Here is a 16,269-nt window from a genome sequence, read left to right on the forward strand (position 1 = left end):
GGTGCCTTGTTTGAAAGAAAATAGAGAGCTGAAGGGGAAGCGGGATAATGTACTGCCGATCTCGATGGATGCGGGCTTTTTCTTCGAGCGGGCTGTCTCTTCATTGGACCGTTACCACTACGACAAGGCATTAAAGTATTTTCGCAAAGCTGTAGAGTATGAACCGAACAATCCGGTAAACCATTGCAATATGGCGGGGATTTTGTCGGAAATGGGGGACTATGAGGCATCCAACGCCGCACTGTCCGTCGTTCTGGAGGAAATCGACCCGAATATGACGGAATGTTATTTTTATATGGCAAATAACTATGCGAATATGGAAATGTTTGAAGCGGCGGAAGAAGCGCTGGTTACGTATTTGGAGAAAGACGCCAGCGGGCAGTTTTTGACGGAGGCGGAAGAGATGATGGAGCTGCTCCAGTATGAGCTGGAGCGTCCGACGAAGCTGAAGAGCATCAAGGCGATGGAGGGCGTCGTCGAGCATGACCGGGCCCGCGAGCTGCTGGAGGAGGGCAAATTCGCCCAGGCGGTGAAGCTGCTGGAGGAGATCGTCCGGAAGCATCCGGATTTCCATGCGGCCCATAACAATCTCGCTCTGGGCTACTACTATCTCGGCCGGTTTCAAAAGGCGATGGATACCATTGAAGAGGTGCTGGACAAAGAACCCGGGAATCTGCACGGGCTTTGCAATCTGGCGATATTTTATCAGCACGCCGGGGAAATGGGCGCAATGCTGGAGCTGGGAGAGCGCCTGCGCAAAATCGTCCCGTTTCACCAGGAACATGTGTTTAAACTGGCGACAACGATGGGGATTTTGGGCCAGCACGAGGCGGCTTATACGCACTTCAAACGGCTGCTGCGGGATGAAACGATGGAGCGTGATCCTTCGTTGTACCATTACGCGGCGGTCGCGGCGTACCAAATCGGACGCATTGACGAAGCCAAGCGGCTGTGGCGGCAGGTCCATAAGCTGGATCCGGCCAGCGGCGTTGCCGATTATTATTTAAAAGCGATGGAATTCCAAGACGAAGCGGGTCAAGGCCCCGAGTCCGATCCCTCGGAGAATCGGCAATCCGGGCCCCTTACGGTTAGCTATCATTATCATCTTCCTTTTGAAGAGCAGTTTAAGCAATGGGACACTTCACCGGAGAGCTTGGCGGCCGAAATTACGGAAAATCCGCTGGTGCGGTCCTCCTTTTTCTGGGCGCTGCGGCACGGCGACTACAAAACGAAGCTGCAGGTCATTCAGGCGTTCAGCCTGATTGCGGACCGGGAAGTGGAGGAGGCGTTAAAGGCCTTCTTACTCGAGCCGGAGGAGGACTCCTATTTGAAGGAGATCGCCTTGTTCGTCCTTCGCAATCTGGGTGTGGATAACCCGCTTCCGGTCATCTCCGGGGAGCAGACGAAACTGGTCGATCCCAGTCGGGTAGCTTCAAATCTGCCCGTATGGAAGAGCGAATGGCAGGCCGTCGTCGATCTGGCGATGGGGCACATGAAACGCCGCTTCGATCTCCAGCAGCAGCATGATCTGGAGACGTTGTGGGCGGAGTTTCTAACTCTAGTCTACCCGGAAACCCCGGCGATTACGCATATCGAGGGATGGGCCGCGGCGCTGGAATATTTGACGGCCAAAATCCATCGCCGACCGGTAACTTATGAAGCGGTGGCGGAGCGTTACGGTATTTCGGCCTCGACGGCGCGCCGTTATACCCGGCGGATCGATGAGGTTTGCGGGGTCAAGAAGAAGATGGAGTCGATTTTCCCCTCCGTTCAATAGATACGGCCCGGCAAGCGGGTAAAGGGGGGCCAACTTGGGTAAAACTTAGTATAAGTGTGGGTTCTTGCAGCAGAGTTTAGACTTAAGCGGAACAGCTAATATGCGAGTTACATATTCAAGGAGGAGGCAATCATGTACAAATCGATTGTGATCGGAACCGGCCCCGCGGGGCTTACGGCGGCCATCTATCTGGCCCGCGCGAATCTGAAGCCGCTGGTCATCGAAGGAATTCAGCCGGGCGGTCAATTGACGACAACGACGGAAGTGGAGAATTTTCCGGGATTCACCGATGGTATTCAAGGCCCGGTTCTGATGGATAACATGCGCAAGCAAGCCGAGCGTTTCGGTGCGGAGTTTCGGAGCGGCTGGGTGGAGCAGGTGGACTTTTCGAACCGCCCGTTTAAAATCCGGATGGAGGGCGGCGATACGCTGGAGGCCGAAACTATTATTATCTCGACCGGGGCGTCGGCCAAGTATCTGGGTATCCCGGGCGAGCAAGAGAATGTGGGCCGCGGAGTAAGTACTTGCGCCACATGCGACGGCTTTTTCTTCCGCGGGAAAAAAATCGTCGTGGTCGGGGGCGGTGATTCGGCGATGGAGGAAGCGAGCTTCCTGACGCGCTTTGCTTCCAGCGTCACGCTGGTGCATCGGCGCGAGGAGCTGCGGGCCTCCAAGATCATGCAGGACCGCGCCCGCGGCAACGAGAAGGTCCAGTGGGCGCTCAACCGCACGCCGATCGCCGTCGTCACGGACGAGAACGGGACGGTCAAAGGCCTGCAGGTCCGCAACAACGTTACGAACCAGGAGGAACTGGTGGAGGCGGACGGGGTGTTCGTGGCCATCGGGCATACGCCGAACACGAAGTTCCTGGGGGATGCGATCCGGACCGACGAACAGGGCTACATCGTCGTAAAGCCGGGGACGACGGAAACGAACATCCCCGGGGTGTTTGCCTGCGGCGACGTTCAGGATACCCGCTATCGCCAAGCGATCACGGCCGCAGGTTCGGGCTGTATGGCGGCGATGGATTGCGAGAAGTACCTGGAAGGCAGCATGGTACATGACTGGAGCGAAACGCTGAACAAGTAAGACCCGATAGAACGAATAAAGCCTCCTTCCGGTTGCCCGGTACGGAGGCTTTATTCGTTATGCTCAAATCCACCCTTTCTCCTCCGCCAGCCGGACGGCTTCGATCCGGCTTTTGACATCCAGTTTGTTCAATGTTTCGGAGATATAGTTGCGGACGGTCCCGTAGGACAGGTGGAGCTGGAGGGCGATTTCCCCGGCGCTGCGCCCTTCGGCGGCGAGCCGGAGGATGTCCTGCTCCCGCGGAGTGAGCGGATTCTCCTCTCGCAGGCTGCCGAACACGAGCTCGGGCGACACTTCCAGATGCCCCGCCATCACCCGGCGAATCGCTTCGGCCAGCTTGTCGCTGGACTCGTCCTTGAGCAGATAGCCGTTTACTCCCGCTTTGGCCGCACGCTCAAAATACCCCGGCCGGGCAAACGTGGTCAGTATAATGATGCGGCATGGCGAGCCCGCGGCCTTCAGCCGCTCGGCGACATCCAGCCCGCTCATTCGCGGCATTTCGATGTCCATCAGGCAGACATCGGGCCGCAGCCGCTCGATCAGCTCCCAGGCTTCGGCCCCGTCAGCCGCCTGTCCGATGACCTCCAGGTCGTCCTCGAGATCGAGCAGGGACGCGAGCGCCCCCCGCAGCAGGCGCTGATCTTCCGCGATGACGATACGGATCATACGGTTTCACCTTCCTTCCGGTCTTTCACAATAAGCGGCACGCTAATACGCAGCAGGGTCCCTCGGGAAGGCCCCGACTCCACCGTCAGCGAGCCTTCGATCAGGGAAAGTCGCTCCGCCATGCCCTTCAAGCCATTCCCCGGGCGCAGAGCTCCGGTCAGGGCACTCTCCCGTTCGGATGGCAGCCCGATCCCGTCATCCTCGACGGAGAGCAGCACCACCGCGTCGGTGATGTCGATCGTCACGCGGCAGCGGCTGGCTTCGCTATGCTTCACGATATTGGTCACCGCTTCCTTAAGACACATGGCGAGGATGTTCTGCGTCAAATCGGACAGGCCCTCAAGCCCGGCGTCCCCTTCCACCCGTAGGGAGATATCGGCCGAACGCAGCATTTCCTGCGCCTCCGCTATCCCTTCCGCCACCGAGATGGCGCGCATATCGGAGACCAGCTCCCTGACCTGGCGCAGCGCCGCGCGGGAGGTCCGTTGAATTTCAAGGGCTTCCGTCTGGGCTCGTTCCGGGTCCTTGACCACAAGCTTCTCAACCAGTTGGCTCTTCAACGTAATGAGCGACAGCGTATGGCCGAGCGTATCGTGCAGGTCCCGGGCGATACGCATCCGTTCCTCGCGTTTGACCAGCTCTTTGATTTGCAGGTTGGCCTCTGCCAGCTCGCGTTCCAGACTCTGCTTGCGGGCCATGGAACGGATGCCGAACGGCGAGGCCAGCATTAGAGTGAAGAACGGCACCGTCATTATGAAATCGTCCGCCGTCATCCCACGAGCCGAAATCAGCATCGGTACGATCTCAACGACCGCAAACGCCCCCATAGCGACATTGAACTGCCGGTGATCGGTGTACCATCCGATAAAATTGGCCGTAAAGAAACCCATGTACAAATTATAGGGCGTATAGAACAAGGACAGCGCGGCGATTAAAGCCAGCTGCAGAGCGAGCCAGAGGGAGAAGGCTTTTCCGGTGACCGTATAAAGCTGGCGGTAAGTCACGATAAACAGGGCGATCATGGCGTAGCCGAGGACCAATTTCAAGCCGGTCTCATGCCGGATGTTGAAAAGGGGCAGCGCAATATAAATCAGCCACATGTAAGGAAACAGGCCGTATTTTCTCGGAAACAGCTGAAACTTCCCGACAGGGTTATTTTGCAAAACTATACCACTTCCTGTTTTTTTCGAATATACGTGGATAGTACCATAAACAGGAGAAAATAGCCCAGCAAAATCAGCACATTCCTCCACTCCGGCGCCTGTCCGCGAATGATTTCCCAGGCTCCGTTGCCGTAGTTGTACGAAGGAAGCCATTTGCCGATCAGCTGCATAAACTTGGGGAGGATCTCGATCGGCATCCACATGCCGCCCAGCACGGCCAATGCCAGATAGACCCCATTGCTGACGCCGCTGGCCGTATCGGCCCGCTTCATCGTTCCGATCAGCGTCCCGATCGCCAGGAACGGCAGCGAACCGGCGAGAATCCACAGTCCGCAGGAAATCCAGGTCAGCGCGGGCAGCGAGACGCCGTTAATCAGGCAGCCGGCCGCAAAAATAAAAAGAATGGATATCAAATGCATACAAGTTTGGCCGATCATTTTGCCGAGAAAATAAATCCATCCCGGGAGCGGAGTCACCCGCATGAACGTCGTCCATCCTTGGGACCGCTCCTGCACCAGCCGGATGCCCAGCGTCATGATCGCCGAACCCATTACGCTGAAGGTCGTCATCGACATGAGATAGTGCGCCGCCCATTCCGCGGGCTCCCCGTTTCCGGCATTCACCACCCGGGTGAAAATGAAATAAAACATCACGGGCATCAGCAGGGACCAGAAAATATAGTAGGGGTTGCGAAATACGCGCAGCAACTCGGCTTTGCATTGGCTTAAAAGCAGCTTCATCGTTATTTGGCCTCCTTCAGGTTTAATGTCAATTGTTCAAAAGCCTCGTCCAGACGCCCCTGCTCGGTTCGAATATCCCGTACTCCGAGGTTCTGAGCGAATAGAGCCGCCAGCGTCACATCCGTATCCTCCGTGGCCAGATAAATCCGCCCGTCCTTGTCGTAGCACTCCGATACCATCGGCAGCCGGCGAAGTTTCTCCCGGAGATCGGGCCCTTCGTCCCGCGGCAAAACCGATACGGCCCGCTTGACGATCCGGGACTTGATTTCTTCCGGCGTGCCGTCCGCCACGATACTTCCCTGGTGGAACAGCAGGATCCGATCGGCATTATCGTCGGCTTCCTGAAGGTAATGCGTCGTAAAAATCACCGTTTTTCCCAGAGCGGCGAGTTCCCGTACCCGGTCCCAGAAACGGCGGCGGGCCGAGATGTCCAGCCCCACGGTGGGCTCATCGAAAAAGAGCAAATCCGGGTTCCCGGCCATGGCGAGGGCGAAGCCGAGATTGCGTTTCTGGCCGCCGGAGAGCTTCTCCGCAAACCGCTTCAAATCGCCTTCCGCAAGCCCGGTGAGCCGCACCAAAGTTTCCATATCAAGCGGGTTCGGGTAATAGCTGCGCACGAGTTCCAATACTTCCTTCACCCGGAGCCGGTCCATGACGCTGACCTCCTGCAGCATGGCCCCGGTTCTTTCGCGGACCGTCCGGTCTTTCGGCGGTTTGCCGAACAGCCGGATAGTGCCCTCCGTGGGCTCCAGCAGGCCGAGCATCATGGAGATGGCCGTGGTTTTTCCGGCGCCGTTTGGCCCCAATATGGCGATGATGTCGCCTTTATCGATGCGGAAGGAGATGCGGTTGACCGCTTTTTTGTCTTTAAACGTCTTGCTGACCTGGTTTACTTCTAGTATCGATTCCATGGGTACGCCTCCGTTGATTGTTCTTGATTCCCTTGATTTCAATGTACAGGACGGAGGAGGTAAGCGTTAGTTAGGAGTGTCAGGTTAGGAGGGTGACAATTGTCACGAAAAAAACCGTTCGTCTCCGCAGCCTTTTCGGGGCTTATCGGTACGAACGGTTTTGATCTTTCCGGCGGTCCTAGATCGCTAAATCTCTTTGCGGCGGAAATAAATCAGGCCGGCGGCAAAGAAGAGGATGAAACTGCCGAGCACGGTGATCATCAGATTTTCCAGCGGCAGGTTGAATGCCCCGTAGCTCTCCATGCCTTTCGGCATCATGGCGAGAACGGGCTGGGCCCAGGGATAGAACGGGCCGTAGGTGCTGGAGTTGACGATCAGCATGTTCGGAATCGTCAGGGACACGTTGATGGCCAGCGGAGCCGCGAAGCTTGCCCAGGTCAACGAGACGCCAAGCTGCAGCGCGACCAGCGGCAGGCAGGCGATCCAGCCGCCGAGCTGACTGCCGATCAGCATGCTCCAAGGAATCGGGGCGTCAAAGCCCTGAATCTTGCCCGCCACCAGGATCGCGGCCAGGAAGATCAATTGGCAGACGGCCAGCAGGCCGGCCACGACGGAGAACTTGGCCAGATAGACGGAAGTGCGGGAAACCGGAAGAACGAGAAGCTGTTTCCAGCCGCCTCCGGTATGCTCGTAACGGCACAAGAAAGCCGGGAGCAGACCGGAGATTATAGGCAGGAACAACATACCGTGGAGGATGGACATCGTTCCGGCGATCACCGTCCACGGATCGGTTCCCTCCGGCGGATTGGAGAGCACGCCGATCAGGATCGAGAGGACGGGACTCGCCAGCAGAACCAGCCAAATCCGCGATTTCGACATTTTTAGGCGTTCCGACGACAGGACGCGAAAAAAGGTGACCATCTAATCCACATCCTTTCGGTTAAAATGCATCAGACCCATGAACATGATCAGGAAGCCGGTGACGACTCCCGCTCCGATAAACCATTCCGCATGGGGTCCTTCGTAACTAAAGCGCGGCCAATTGAGCGGAAAGAATTCCGACAGCTGGGAGGCGAAGGGCGAGATCAGCGCCAGGGCGACGCCGAGCGAGACCGGCAGCGATTGATTGCGGAACGTCAAGGACAACCACAGCTGGAGCGCCAATAATGGCAGGGCGCCCAGAAAGGGAAGAAAGCCGACTTTCACCAAAGTTTCGACGGGAATGTCCGTGCCGAAACCGAGCGCCAAACCGAGGAGCGCGGTTCCGATCGGCAGCAGCAGGCACGAAACCGTCAGCAGCAAAAAGCAAAGCGTAAACTTGGCGCTGAACACCGCCGTCCGCGAGATCGGCAGCGCGAGCAGCTGCTTCCAGGAGCTCGTCTGATGCTCGACGTTGGCGACGAGCGAGCTGACCAGCGTGACGCCCAGGTAGAGGGCGATGGGGACGAAGTCAGCCACATTATCGATCAGCCCTTCCCAAAGGTGACCCGCATACTGTCCTTTCAGATAATCCAGCCGCAGCCCGAAGTTCAGCGCCTGCATCGCCACCAGCCCGATCGGGGCCAGGAAAATCAAAAACCAGATCCCCTTGCGCCGGATTTTCAGAAAGTCGGAGGACAACGAGCGCAACATCATGGCCGGCTCCCCTCCCCGATCACCTGCATAAAGATGTCTTCCAGCGATTTCTTGTTCTGCTCGACCCGGTAAATGTCATGCCCGTTTTCGACAAGCCTTTTCACGAGCAGGGCGACCTGCGGATCCTTCATCCCCGGGAAGACGAGCGTCCCCTCCTTCAGGGTCCCCGAGGCCCCCATATCGCGGGCCAGCCACAGCGCCGAGTCCGGTTCCGAAACCACGAGTTCCATATCGTGCGAGGCCTGAAGCTTGAGATTGTGGATCGTGTCCTGGAACACCATGCGCCCTTCGCGGATGATGCCGACCCGGTTGGCCATTTGCTCGACTTCGCCGAGCAGGTGGCTCGAGACGAGGACGGTAATGCCGTATTGACTTGGCATGCTTTTGATCAGCTCGCGAATCTCATGAATCCCGGCGGGATCCAGTCCGTTGGTCGGCTCGTCAAGAATGAGCAGATCCGGGCTGCCGAGCAGGGAGGCCGCGATGCCGAGCCGCTGCTTCATACCGAGCGAGTAGCCTTTCACCGGGCGGCGGGCTTCGCCGCTCAGCGAGACGATTTCCAGCACCTCGTCGATGCGGGACTTCGGCGTCCCCAGAATCCGGCGGATCGCTTCCAGATTGTCGATGGCGTTCAGATGGCCGTAGTAGGACGGATATTCTACCAGGGAGCCGATGCGGCGCAGGATCTCCAGCTTCTCCTTGCGGAGATCGCGACCGAATATCCGAATCGAGCCCTCACTGGGCTGGATCAAGCCGAGCAGCATGCGGATGGTCGTGGTTTTCCCCGCGCCGTTCGGGCCGAGAAACCCGTAAATGTCGCCCTTGGCGATCTCCAGGTTCAGATGATCGACGGCATAACGCCCTTTGTATTTTTTCGATAAGTCTTCCGTTTGAATAATCATTTCACTCACGTGGTATCACCTCGGTAACTATCATAGCTGCCGAAGGTTAAGAGTGAAGGGGGGCCGAGTTTAAGTTTTGGTTAAGATTCGAGGGACAGGCGCTCCATCAGCCAATCTTGATAATAGCGATCAAATTCCTGCAAATCTGCATGCTTTTTTCTAGTTCGGGGCCGAAAATTCAAAATCCCTGCGATTCTGCAGGAATTTTCGACGAAACCGACTCGCTTCTCTAAAATCGCTAGAAATAGCTGCAGATTTGCATCTTTTTTCGCATTCGCGCGGAGATCGGCCTAAATACCTGCAGATTTGCATCTTTTTGAGTTGGAAGGTGGGTGGAAGTGCGGCACGGGAAAAAAGCCTGCGAATTCTCGCAGGCTTTTACTCGCCAGGCATTTACTTTACGAGCGGGCTTGGGGCCGCCGTAAAGATATAGGTTCGCGTGCCGCGCTCCGCCGTTGACTCCGTTTCCCGGCACAGATTCATCTCCCGCAGCAGCAGATCGACGATCTGCAGGCCGAGGCCGGCTCCCTTGGAGGGGGAGACGGCGCCAAGGCCGGGGCCGCGGTCGGCGATGACCAGCGCGGGCTTGCCGTGCCGCTCCGCCAGCGAGATGCCGACGTACCCGCCGGAGCGGGCGTGCCGGACCAGGTTCTGGAACAGGTTGTCGAGCACGCGGCGAAAGCCCTGCTCGTCAACGTTCCAGATCAGCGGTTCGTCCGGCAGGTCGATGTCGGCTTCGATGCCCGCCTTTTCCCACAGCGGGTACCAGGCGGCGGCGCTGACGCGGACGATGCGGAGGACGTCCCGATCCTCCGGGTTCAGAGCATACCTGCCGCTGGAGAGCAGGTTGTAGGAGAGAAGATGGTCGATCAGCGTGCCGAGATCCTTGATTTTGACTTCCATCAGCGCCAGGACTTCGCGGCCCTGCTCGGACAGCGGTTCCTTGCGGAACGAGTAAAGCTGTCCGCCAAGCACCGTCAGCGGAGTACGCAAATCATGCGACAGGTTGCCGATCAGGTTCTTGCGGAGCTCCTCCTCCTCCCGCTCCCGCTGCCGGCTCTGGCCAAGCTCGTCGACCATCCGGTTAAACGCCTGTTCCAGGCGGCCGATCTCATCCGGGCGGCCCTCGGCGATCCGTACCGGCAGCCCGTTAGGTCCCGTCCGGGCCATCCCCGTTTCAAGGCGAAGCAGACGGGTCCGGATATCCCGGAAGAACAAGTAGGAAATCAGGATGAAAAACGCAAACATCATGAACATAAACAACCCGTAAAAGCGGGAGTCCCCGTTTCGCTCGGTCGACGATTTGTACATATGGGCCCGAGGGAGCTCAAAGACCATAAAGCCTTGGTTCCCCGGACTTTTCTTGGAACCGATAAAAGCCACGATTGTAAAAGGATCGCCGTTGACGGCCCTTTTCATATAAGCTATCGCGTCCTCCGCCGACCACTTGGCCGGCAGACCGCTCCGTTCAGGCAGCTGGAGGCGGGTCTGACCCGCGCTGTCGACCCAGAACAGGGAGGCGTCGGGGTATTCCCGCTTCAGCTGCCGGAGCCTTTCATCAATCGCTTGCGGGGCTTTTCCCCCTAGAGCCTGGGCTTCTCCGTGCCACATGGTTTCCAGATCCAGCCCCGACCCGTAATCGCGCACCGTTTCCGCGGTCCCGGGAGCCGGAGGGAAAAGCAGCCGATTAACGCCCCAGGAAGCCGCAAAGCTGACGGGAATCAGGATCGGGACGAGAACGAGGGCAAACCCGATGATGATCAGATAACGGGACAGCAGGGAGTTCCGGAACTTGGTTTTGACGTAAGGCTTCATGCCCGCACCCGGTACCCGATCCCCCGGATCGTCTCAATGATTTCCGGCGACGCCGGGTCCCGTTCCAGCTTCTCCCGCAGATGGCGGATGTGGACCATCAGGGTTTTGTCGCCGTCCAGATAAGGTTCTCCCCAGACCGACTCGAAGATTTGCTCCTTGGTCATGATCTGGCCGAGATGGCGCAGCAAGTATTGAAAAATGTGAAACTGCTTGCCGGTCAGCACGATTTCCTCGCCGCTCTCCCGGTTCTTGATGATGTTCTCCTTCTCGTAGATCAGCAGATGGCCGAGCTGGAGCGGTTCGGCGGAAGGGGCCCCGCTGCGCCGCAGCAGTACCTCGACCCGGGCGGCCAGCTCGTCCGGATGAAACGGCTTCGTGAGGTAGTCATCGGCGAACTGCAGTCCCTGCAGCTTGTCGTCGATGGAGGTCCGGGCGGAGAGCATCAGGATCGGGAGGCCGGGATATTGTTTCTTCAGCCGCTGACCGACCGTGAACCCGTCCAGACCGGGCAGCATGACATCCAAGATGGCCAACTGGCATGAGGCGGCCTCGTCGACTGCCCGATCCCCGTTGGTCAGCCAGATGACGCCGTACCCGCGTTCCCGCAGGTCTTGATGCACCCAGTCCCCGATTTCTTTTTCATCTTCAATATATAGAATCGTCTTCTCATGGATCATCCGAGATCATTCCTTTCCGACTCTATTGTGGCAAATTCATAGAAAAAAAGAAACTCCGACGACTATATAAATTGAACGAGGAGTCCGCGTAGGCAGCGGCTGAATTAAATGAATATCTCCCGTTAATTCGGTGTCTATCCGGAAGTAGAGGTCATTTAGCTGGAATATTTCCCGCTAATTTCTTCTGAAAAGCGTGTCTCAGCGGTTGGACCGCAAAATAAATGGAGTTTTTCCATCTAAATCGGACTCAAGGACCAAGTTTGAAAAATTAGCGGGAGGTTTTCCCGTTAATGCATACATAGCAACCCGGCAAAAACCAAGTGATTCTAATCACAAGCCGAGCGGTTCGGCTGTGCTATTTTCGTAGTGAGAATTGTTATCAGTTAATTGAATCAGGCCCGTAACTGTCGGGTGGATCTGGCCATATGGATTTTAAATCACGAGGAGGATGAACGATGAGCGAGCTGATCAACAACCGGGAGCACGCTGTGCCGGAGCAGACCCGGCGCCAGGCTTTGTTGAAGGAAATAATCAAGGAGCTGCACGGGGGCAAGAGCGTGGACGAAGTGAAGGCCCGTTTCGAAGAAGCGGTGGGCGATGTCACGGTGGCGGAAATATCCGCCATGGAGCATGCGCTGATGGAGGAGGAGGGCATTCCGGTGGAGGAGGTTCAGCGGCTGTGCTCCGTGCATACGGCCATTTTTAAAGGCTCGATTGAAGAGATCCACCGTTCGTCCAGACCGGAGGAGCAGCCGGGACACCCGGTGCACACCTTCAAGCTGGAAAACCGCGAAATTGAGAAACTGGTGAATTTCAAACTGAGTTTGCATCTGGACAAATTCCGCAAAGAGGACGGCGAGGAGATCGTCTTCAAGTTGATCGAGGACCTGAACCTCCTGTTGGACTTGGATAAGCATTACAGCCGGAAGGAGAATCTTCTTTTTCCCTATCTCGAAAAGTATGGAATCTACGGGCCGACCAAGGTCATGTGGGGCGTGGATGACGCGATCCGGGCCATGATCAAGGAAGTTAAGGCCAACCTGATGTCCTACAACGGAGACAAGGAGATGATGTGTACCGATGTGGAGCGGATCATTCAGGAAGTCAACGCGATGATCTTCAAGGAAGAGAACATTCTGCTGCCGATGGCCCTGGAAAAGCTGACGGAGGACGAGTGGTTGAAAATCGCCCGGGAGAGCGACCAAATCGGCTTCTGCCTGACCGCCCCCGAGCGGGAATGGGTGCCGGAACGGGTTCCGTTGCCGGGGGCGGACGCGCCGGATGGGACCGGGCTGGCCGAAGGCGAAGCCGAAGCTGCGGCTGAGGCTCCCCGGGGCTTCGTCAAGTTCGAGACCGGCGTTCTTTCGGTAGAGCAGCTGGAAGCCGTGATGAACCACCTGCCGGTTGACCTGACGTTCATCGACGAGAACGATGTGGTGCGGTATTTCTCGCACGGCAAGGAGCGGATTTTCGCCCGCACGAAAGCAGTGATCGGCCGGACGGTGCAGAACTGCCACCCGCCGCAGAGCGTCCATGTCGTCAATGAGCTGCTGGCCGACTTCAAATCCGGCAAAAAGGATGCCGAAGATTTCTGGATTCCGTTTAAGGACAAATTTGTCTACATCCGTTACTTCGCGGTCCGCGCCGCGGACGGCCGCTACCTCGGCACGCTGGAGTTTACCCAGAACATCGCGCCGATCCGGGCGCTGGAAGGACAGAAGCGGATCTTGTCCTGAAGTTCCGAAATGACCGCCTTGGTCCCGCTGGATGCGGGTGCCGGGGCGGTTTCTTTTTCCTCTGGATGTGATAGTTGTCATATTGCTCGAAAGCCTTGTCCCTGCTGGATTCTTGGAGTCCCTCCCTTCTCTTGACCGAATGGGAGGGTTCGCTTATAGTGGGTACGTAGGTATATTACAATTCGTTATTATTTATAGAAAAAGGTGGCTTGTACAATGTCTGAAAAAATCTACATTGGTGTTGACCTGGGCGGAACCGCGATCAAAGTCGGCATCTGCAATGAGGAGGGCCAGCTTCTTCATACCTATGAAGGGCCTACCGAATCGGATAAAGGTGGGGAAGCGATCGTCAGCAACATCGAGCGTTACGTCCGTCTGATTGTGGAGGAATCCCCTTTCGAGTGGGAGCAAGTGGCTGGCGTCGGCGCCGGAGTGGCCGGCTTTACGAACGTGCGCGACGGGATCATTATTTTGGCGCCGAATGTAGGTTTGAAGGATTTCCCGATCCGTGAACTCCTGGAGAAACGGTTGGGCAAGCCGATTAAAATAGACAATGACGCCAATGTGGCGGCTTTGGGCGAAGCCTGGGGCGGCGCGGGGAAAGGCATCGACAACTGCGTATGCTATACGCTCGGAACGGGTGTCGGCGGCGGCATTATTATCGAAGGCAAAATCTATCAAGGTTTCTCGGGACTCGCGGGAGAACTCGGACATATGCATGTGGTGCCCGATCTGGAAGCGATTCAATGCGGCTGCGGCCAAATGGGCTGCCTTGAGACCGTTTCCTCCGCAACCGGGATTATCCGCATGGCCAAAGACGCTGTAGCGCGCGGCGAGCGAACATCCCTCTCGCTGGTCGAGAACATTATGGCGAAGGACGTCTTCGACGCGGCGAAGGCCGGCGACGAGCTCGCGGTTCGCATCGTAAGCCGGGCCGCTTTCTATCTCGGGAAATCGCTGGCCTCGGTGGCCGTGGTGTTGAATCCCGAGCTGTTCATTATCGGCGGCGGCGTTTCGAAAGCCGGGGACATTCTCTTCAACGAAATCCGCAGCGTCTTCGCGAAGCATGCGCCCGAACCGGTTCAAAAGGGCGTACAGATCGTTCCGGCCACGCTGGGCAACGACGCCGGAATGGTCGGCGCGGCGGGTCTGTTCCTTCGTTCCTGATAGCGATTCGAATCTTTAGTATAATATAATATATATAGAGGATTAGGAGAAATTGCGAGGAGGGAAAAGGATGCCGGAAAAAGAAGGTTCCCCGGTCGCCAATCTGTTGATTATCACGGGCATGTCCGGTGCCGGTAAGTCGCTGGCCGTACGCAGCCTGGAAGATCTCGGTTTTTTCTGCGTTGACAATTTACCCCCGGTGCTTATCCCGAAGTTTGCCGAACTGATCGAACAGTCCAAAGGGAAGATCGCCAAGGTGGCGCTGGTCATCGATCTGCGCGGCCGGGAATTCTTCACGGCCTTGTCGGAATCGCTGGCTTATATCCGCGACCATTTTACGATCAAGAGCGAAATTCTGTTCCTGGATGCCACCGACGCCATTTTGGTGCAGCGTTACAAAGAAAGCCGCCGACGCCACCCGCTCGCTCCGGAGGGCATGCCGCTCGACGGCATCCGCCTGGAGCGCAAAATGTTGGAAGAACTCAAAATGTCGGCCACGCAGGTGATCGACACGAGCAACATGAAGCCTGCGCAGTTGAAGGAGAAAATTATTTCCCGGTTCTCCCACCTGGAGAGCAGCAACTTATCCGTTAATATTACCTCGTTCGGATTTAAATACGGCATACCGATCGACGCGGACCTAGTGTTCGACGTCCGGTTTTTACCGAACCCGCATTATATCGAGCAGCTTCGTCCGCACACCGGACAAGACAGCGATGTATATGATTATGTTATGAAGTGGCCGGAAACCCAGGCTTTCCTGACCAAGCTGTTGGATATGCTGCACTTTCTGCTGCCTCAATATCATAAAGAGGGAAAAAGCCAGGTCATCATCGGCATCGGCTGTACCGGCGGCAAACACCGCTCGGTCGCCATCGCCGAATATTTGGGCCGGATGCTCGGAACCAGCGAAACGGAGACGGTTCGCGTCAGCCACCGGGACGAAGGCCGGGACCGGCATTAAGGGCCGCTTAGAAAATCAAGAGGTGAGTCAGAAGTGATCAATCGGGCCAAGGAAGAAAGAGTGCCGCGGATCGTCGTGATGGGCGGGGGAACCGGCTTATCCGTGATGCTTCGCGGATTGAAAGAAAGACCGCTCGATATCACGGCCATTGTTACCGTAGCGGACGATGGGGGCAGTTCCGGCATTCTGCGCAGCGAGCTGCAAATGCCGCCTCCGGGAGATATCCGCAATGTGTTGACCGCGTTGGCGGATGTGGAGCCGCTCCTGTCGGATATGCTAAGCTACAGGTTTGCTTCGGGGTCGGGCCTCGCGGGGCACAGCCTCGGCAACCTGATTCTCGCCGCGATTACCGATATATCCGGCGATTTCGTCACCGCCGTGCGGGAGCTGAGCCGCGTGTTCGCCGTCCGGGGACGGGTACTCCCCGCCGCGGGGCAGGCGGTCGTGCTTCACGCGGAGATGGACGACGGGACGATCATCACCGGGGAGTCCAAGATCCCCGAGGCCGGCGGCAAGATCAAGCGGATCTTTCTGGAGCCGGAGGAAGTGGAACCGCTCCCCGAAGCGGTCGATGCGATCCGTGAGGCCGATGCGATTCTGATCGGGCCCGGGAGTTTGTACACGAGCATCATTCCGAATCTGCTCGTGCCGAAACTGGCCGAAGCGGTGTTGGAGAACGAGAAGGCGATTAAAATTTTCGTCTGCAACGTCATGACGCAGCCGGGAGAGACCGACGATTATACGGTCAGCGACCATTTGCAGGCCGTATATGAGCATGTGGGGCATCATTTATTTGATTATGTCATTGTGAACGATGGAGAAATTCCGACCCAGGTTCAGGATTTCTATGCCGAAAAAGGCGCCAAGCCCGTTCAGGTCGACTGGGATGTGGTTACGGGCCGCGGCTATAAGGTGATTGCCGATACGCTGGTTTTATTCCGGCGATATTTGAGGCATGATGCGGACAAATTAAGCCATCATATTTATCAGTTGGTGCAGAACTGGATTTTACGAAAGAGGTGAGTCC

The 16,269-nt window shown here is 57.1% G+C and carries 15 protein-coding genes; 6 read left to right on the top strand and 9 right to left on the bottom strand.

Annotated features, from left to right (window positions below; translation table 11 throughout):
* Window positions 1-64 precede the first annotated feature (64 nt).
* Both FRY98_RS18155 and trxB read left to right on the top strand, forming a co-directional pair.
* Complete coding sequence (locus tag FRY98_RS18155) at window positions 65-1,777, top strand: tetratricopeptide repeat protein (protein WP_148455836.1); 1,713 nt, start codon at window positions 65-67, stop codon at window positions 1,775-1,777.
* Between the two features lie 132 nt (window positions 1,778-1,909).
* Entirely contained in the window at window positions 1,910-2,866 is a 957-nt protein-coding gene (gene trxB / locus FRY98_RS18160; RefSeq protein ID WP_148454642.1) for a thioredoxin-disulfide reductase, read from the top strand.
* Window positions 2,867-2,929: 63 nt separating this feature from the next.
* On the opposite strand, the gene FRY98_RS18165 is transcribed toward trxB, so the two are convergent.
* The 9 genes from FRY98_RS18165 to FRY98_RS18205 all read right to left on the bottom strand — a co-directional run bounded on the left by FRY98_RS18165 (window position 2,930) and on the right by FRY98_RS18205 (window position 11,375).
* Entirely contained in the window at window positions 2,930-3,532 is a 603-nt protein-coding gene (locus FRY98_RS18165; protein WP_148454644.1) for a response regulator transcription factor, read from the bottom strand.
* The gene (locus FRY98_RS18170; protein ID WP_249043456.1) at window positions 3,529-4,695 is read right to left on the bottom strand and encodes a sensor histidine kinase; all 1,167 of its coding nucleotides are present in this window, start codon (window positions 4,693-4,695) and stop codon (window positions 3,529-3,531) included. The genes FRY98_RS18165 and FRY98_RS18170 overlap by 4 nt, the downstream gene beginning before the upstream one ends.
* 2 nt (window positions 4,696-4,697) lie before the next feature.
* On the bottom strand, window positions 4,698-5,435 hold the full coding sequence (locus FRY98_RS18175; protein ID WP_148454646.1) for an ABC transporter permease: 738 nt from the start codon (window positions 5,433-5,435) through the stop codon (window positions 4,698-4,700).
* Between the two features lie 2 nt (window positions 5,436-5,437).
* Entirely contained in the window at window positions 5,438-6,346 is a 909-nt protein-coding gene (locus FRY98_RS18180) for an ABC transporter ATP-binding protein (protein WP_148454648.1), read from the bottom strand.
* A gap of 186 nt (window positions 6,347-6,532) precedes the next feature.
* Complete coding sequence (locus FRY98_RS18185; protein ID WP_148454650.1) at window positions 6,533-7,267, bottom strand: ABC transporter permease; 735 nt, start codon at window positions 7,265-7,267, stop codon at window positions 6,533-6,535.
* Window positions 7,268-7,981, bottom strand: coding sequence for an ABC transporter permease (locus tag FRY98_RS18190; RefSeq protein WP_148454652.1), 714 nt, complete (start codon window positions 7,979-7,981; stop codon window positions 7,268-7,270).
* Window positions 7,978-8,892, bottom strand: coding sequence for an ABC transporter ATP-binding protein (locus FRY98_RS18195; protein WP_148454654.1), 915 nt, complete (start codon window positions 8,890-8,892; stop codon window positions 7,978-7,980). Before FRY98_RS18195 ends, FRY98_RS18190 begins: the two co-directional genes overlap by 4 nt.
* A 384-nt stretch (window positions 8,893-9,276) precedes the next feature.
* The gene (locus FRY98_RS18200) at window positions 9,277-10,698 is read right to left on the bottom strand and encodes a sensor histidine kinase (RefSeq protein WP_148454656.1); all 1,422 of its coding nucleotides are present in this window, start codon (window positions 10,696-10,698) and stop codon (window positions 9,277-9,279) included.
* The gene (locus FRY98_RS18205) at window positions 10,695-11,375 is read right to left on the bottom strand and encodes a response regulator transcription factor (RefSeq protein ID WP_148454659.1); all 681 of its coding nucleotides are present in this window, start codon (window positions 11,373-11,375) and stop codon (window positions 10,695-10,697) included. Before FRY98_RS18205 ends, FRY98_RS18200 begins: the two co-directional genes overlap by 4 nt.
* A gap of 455 nt (window positions 11,376-11,830) precedes the next feature.
* On the opposite strand from FRY98_RS18205, the gene FRY98_RS18210 reads away from it, so the two are divergent.
* The 4 genes from FRY98_RS18210 to FRY98_RS18225 all read left to right on the top strand — a co-directional run bounded on the left by FRY98_RS18210 (window position 11,831) and on the right by FRY98_RS18225 (window position 16,265).
* A complete protein-coding gene (locus tag FRY98_RS18210) occupies window positions 11,831-13,111 on the top strand; it encodes a DUF438 domain-containing protein (RefSeq protein WP_148454661.1) in 1,281 nt (426 codons plus the stop codon).
* A gap of 216 nt (window positions 13,112-13,327) precedes the next feature.
* On the top strand, window positions 13,328-14,278 hold the full coding sequence (locus FRY98_RS18215) for an ROK family glucokinase (RefSeq protein ID WP_148454663.1): 951 nt from the start codon (window positions 13,328-13,330) through the stop codon (window positions 14,276-14,278).
* Between the two features lie 70 nt (window positions 14,279-14,348).
* On the top strand, window positions 14,349-15,242 hold the full coding sequence (gene rapZ / locus FRY98_RS18220) for an RNase adapter RapZ (protein WP_148454665.1): 894 nt from the start codon (window positions 14,349-14,351) through the stop codon (window positions 15,240-15,242).
* A gap of 78 nt (window positions 15,243-15,320) precedes the next feature.
* Window positions 15,321-16,265 (top strand): gluconeogenesis factor YvcK family protein, encoded by a 945-nt coding sequence (locus tag FRY98_RS18225; protein WP_148455840.1) that lies wholly within the window; start codon window positions 15,321-15,323, stop codon window positions 16,263-16,265.
* Window positions 16,266-16,269 lie beyond the last annotated feature (4 nt).

It is taken from the genome of Paenibacillus faecis (assembly GCF_008084145.1).
GTDB classification, from domain to species: Bacteria; Bacillota; Bacilli; order Paenibacillales; family Paenibacillaceae; genus Fontibacillus; species Fontibacillus faecis.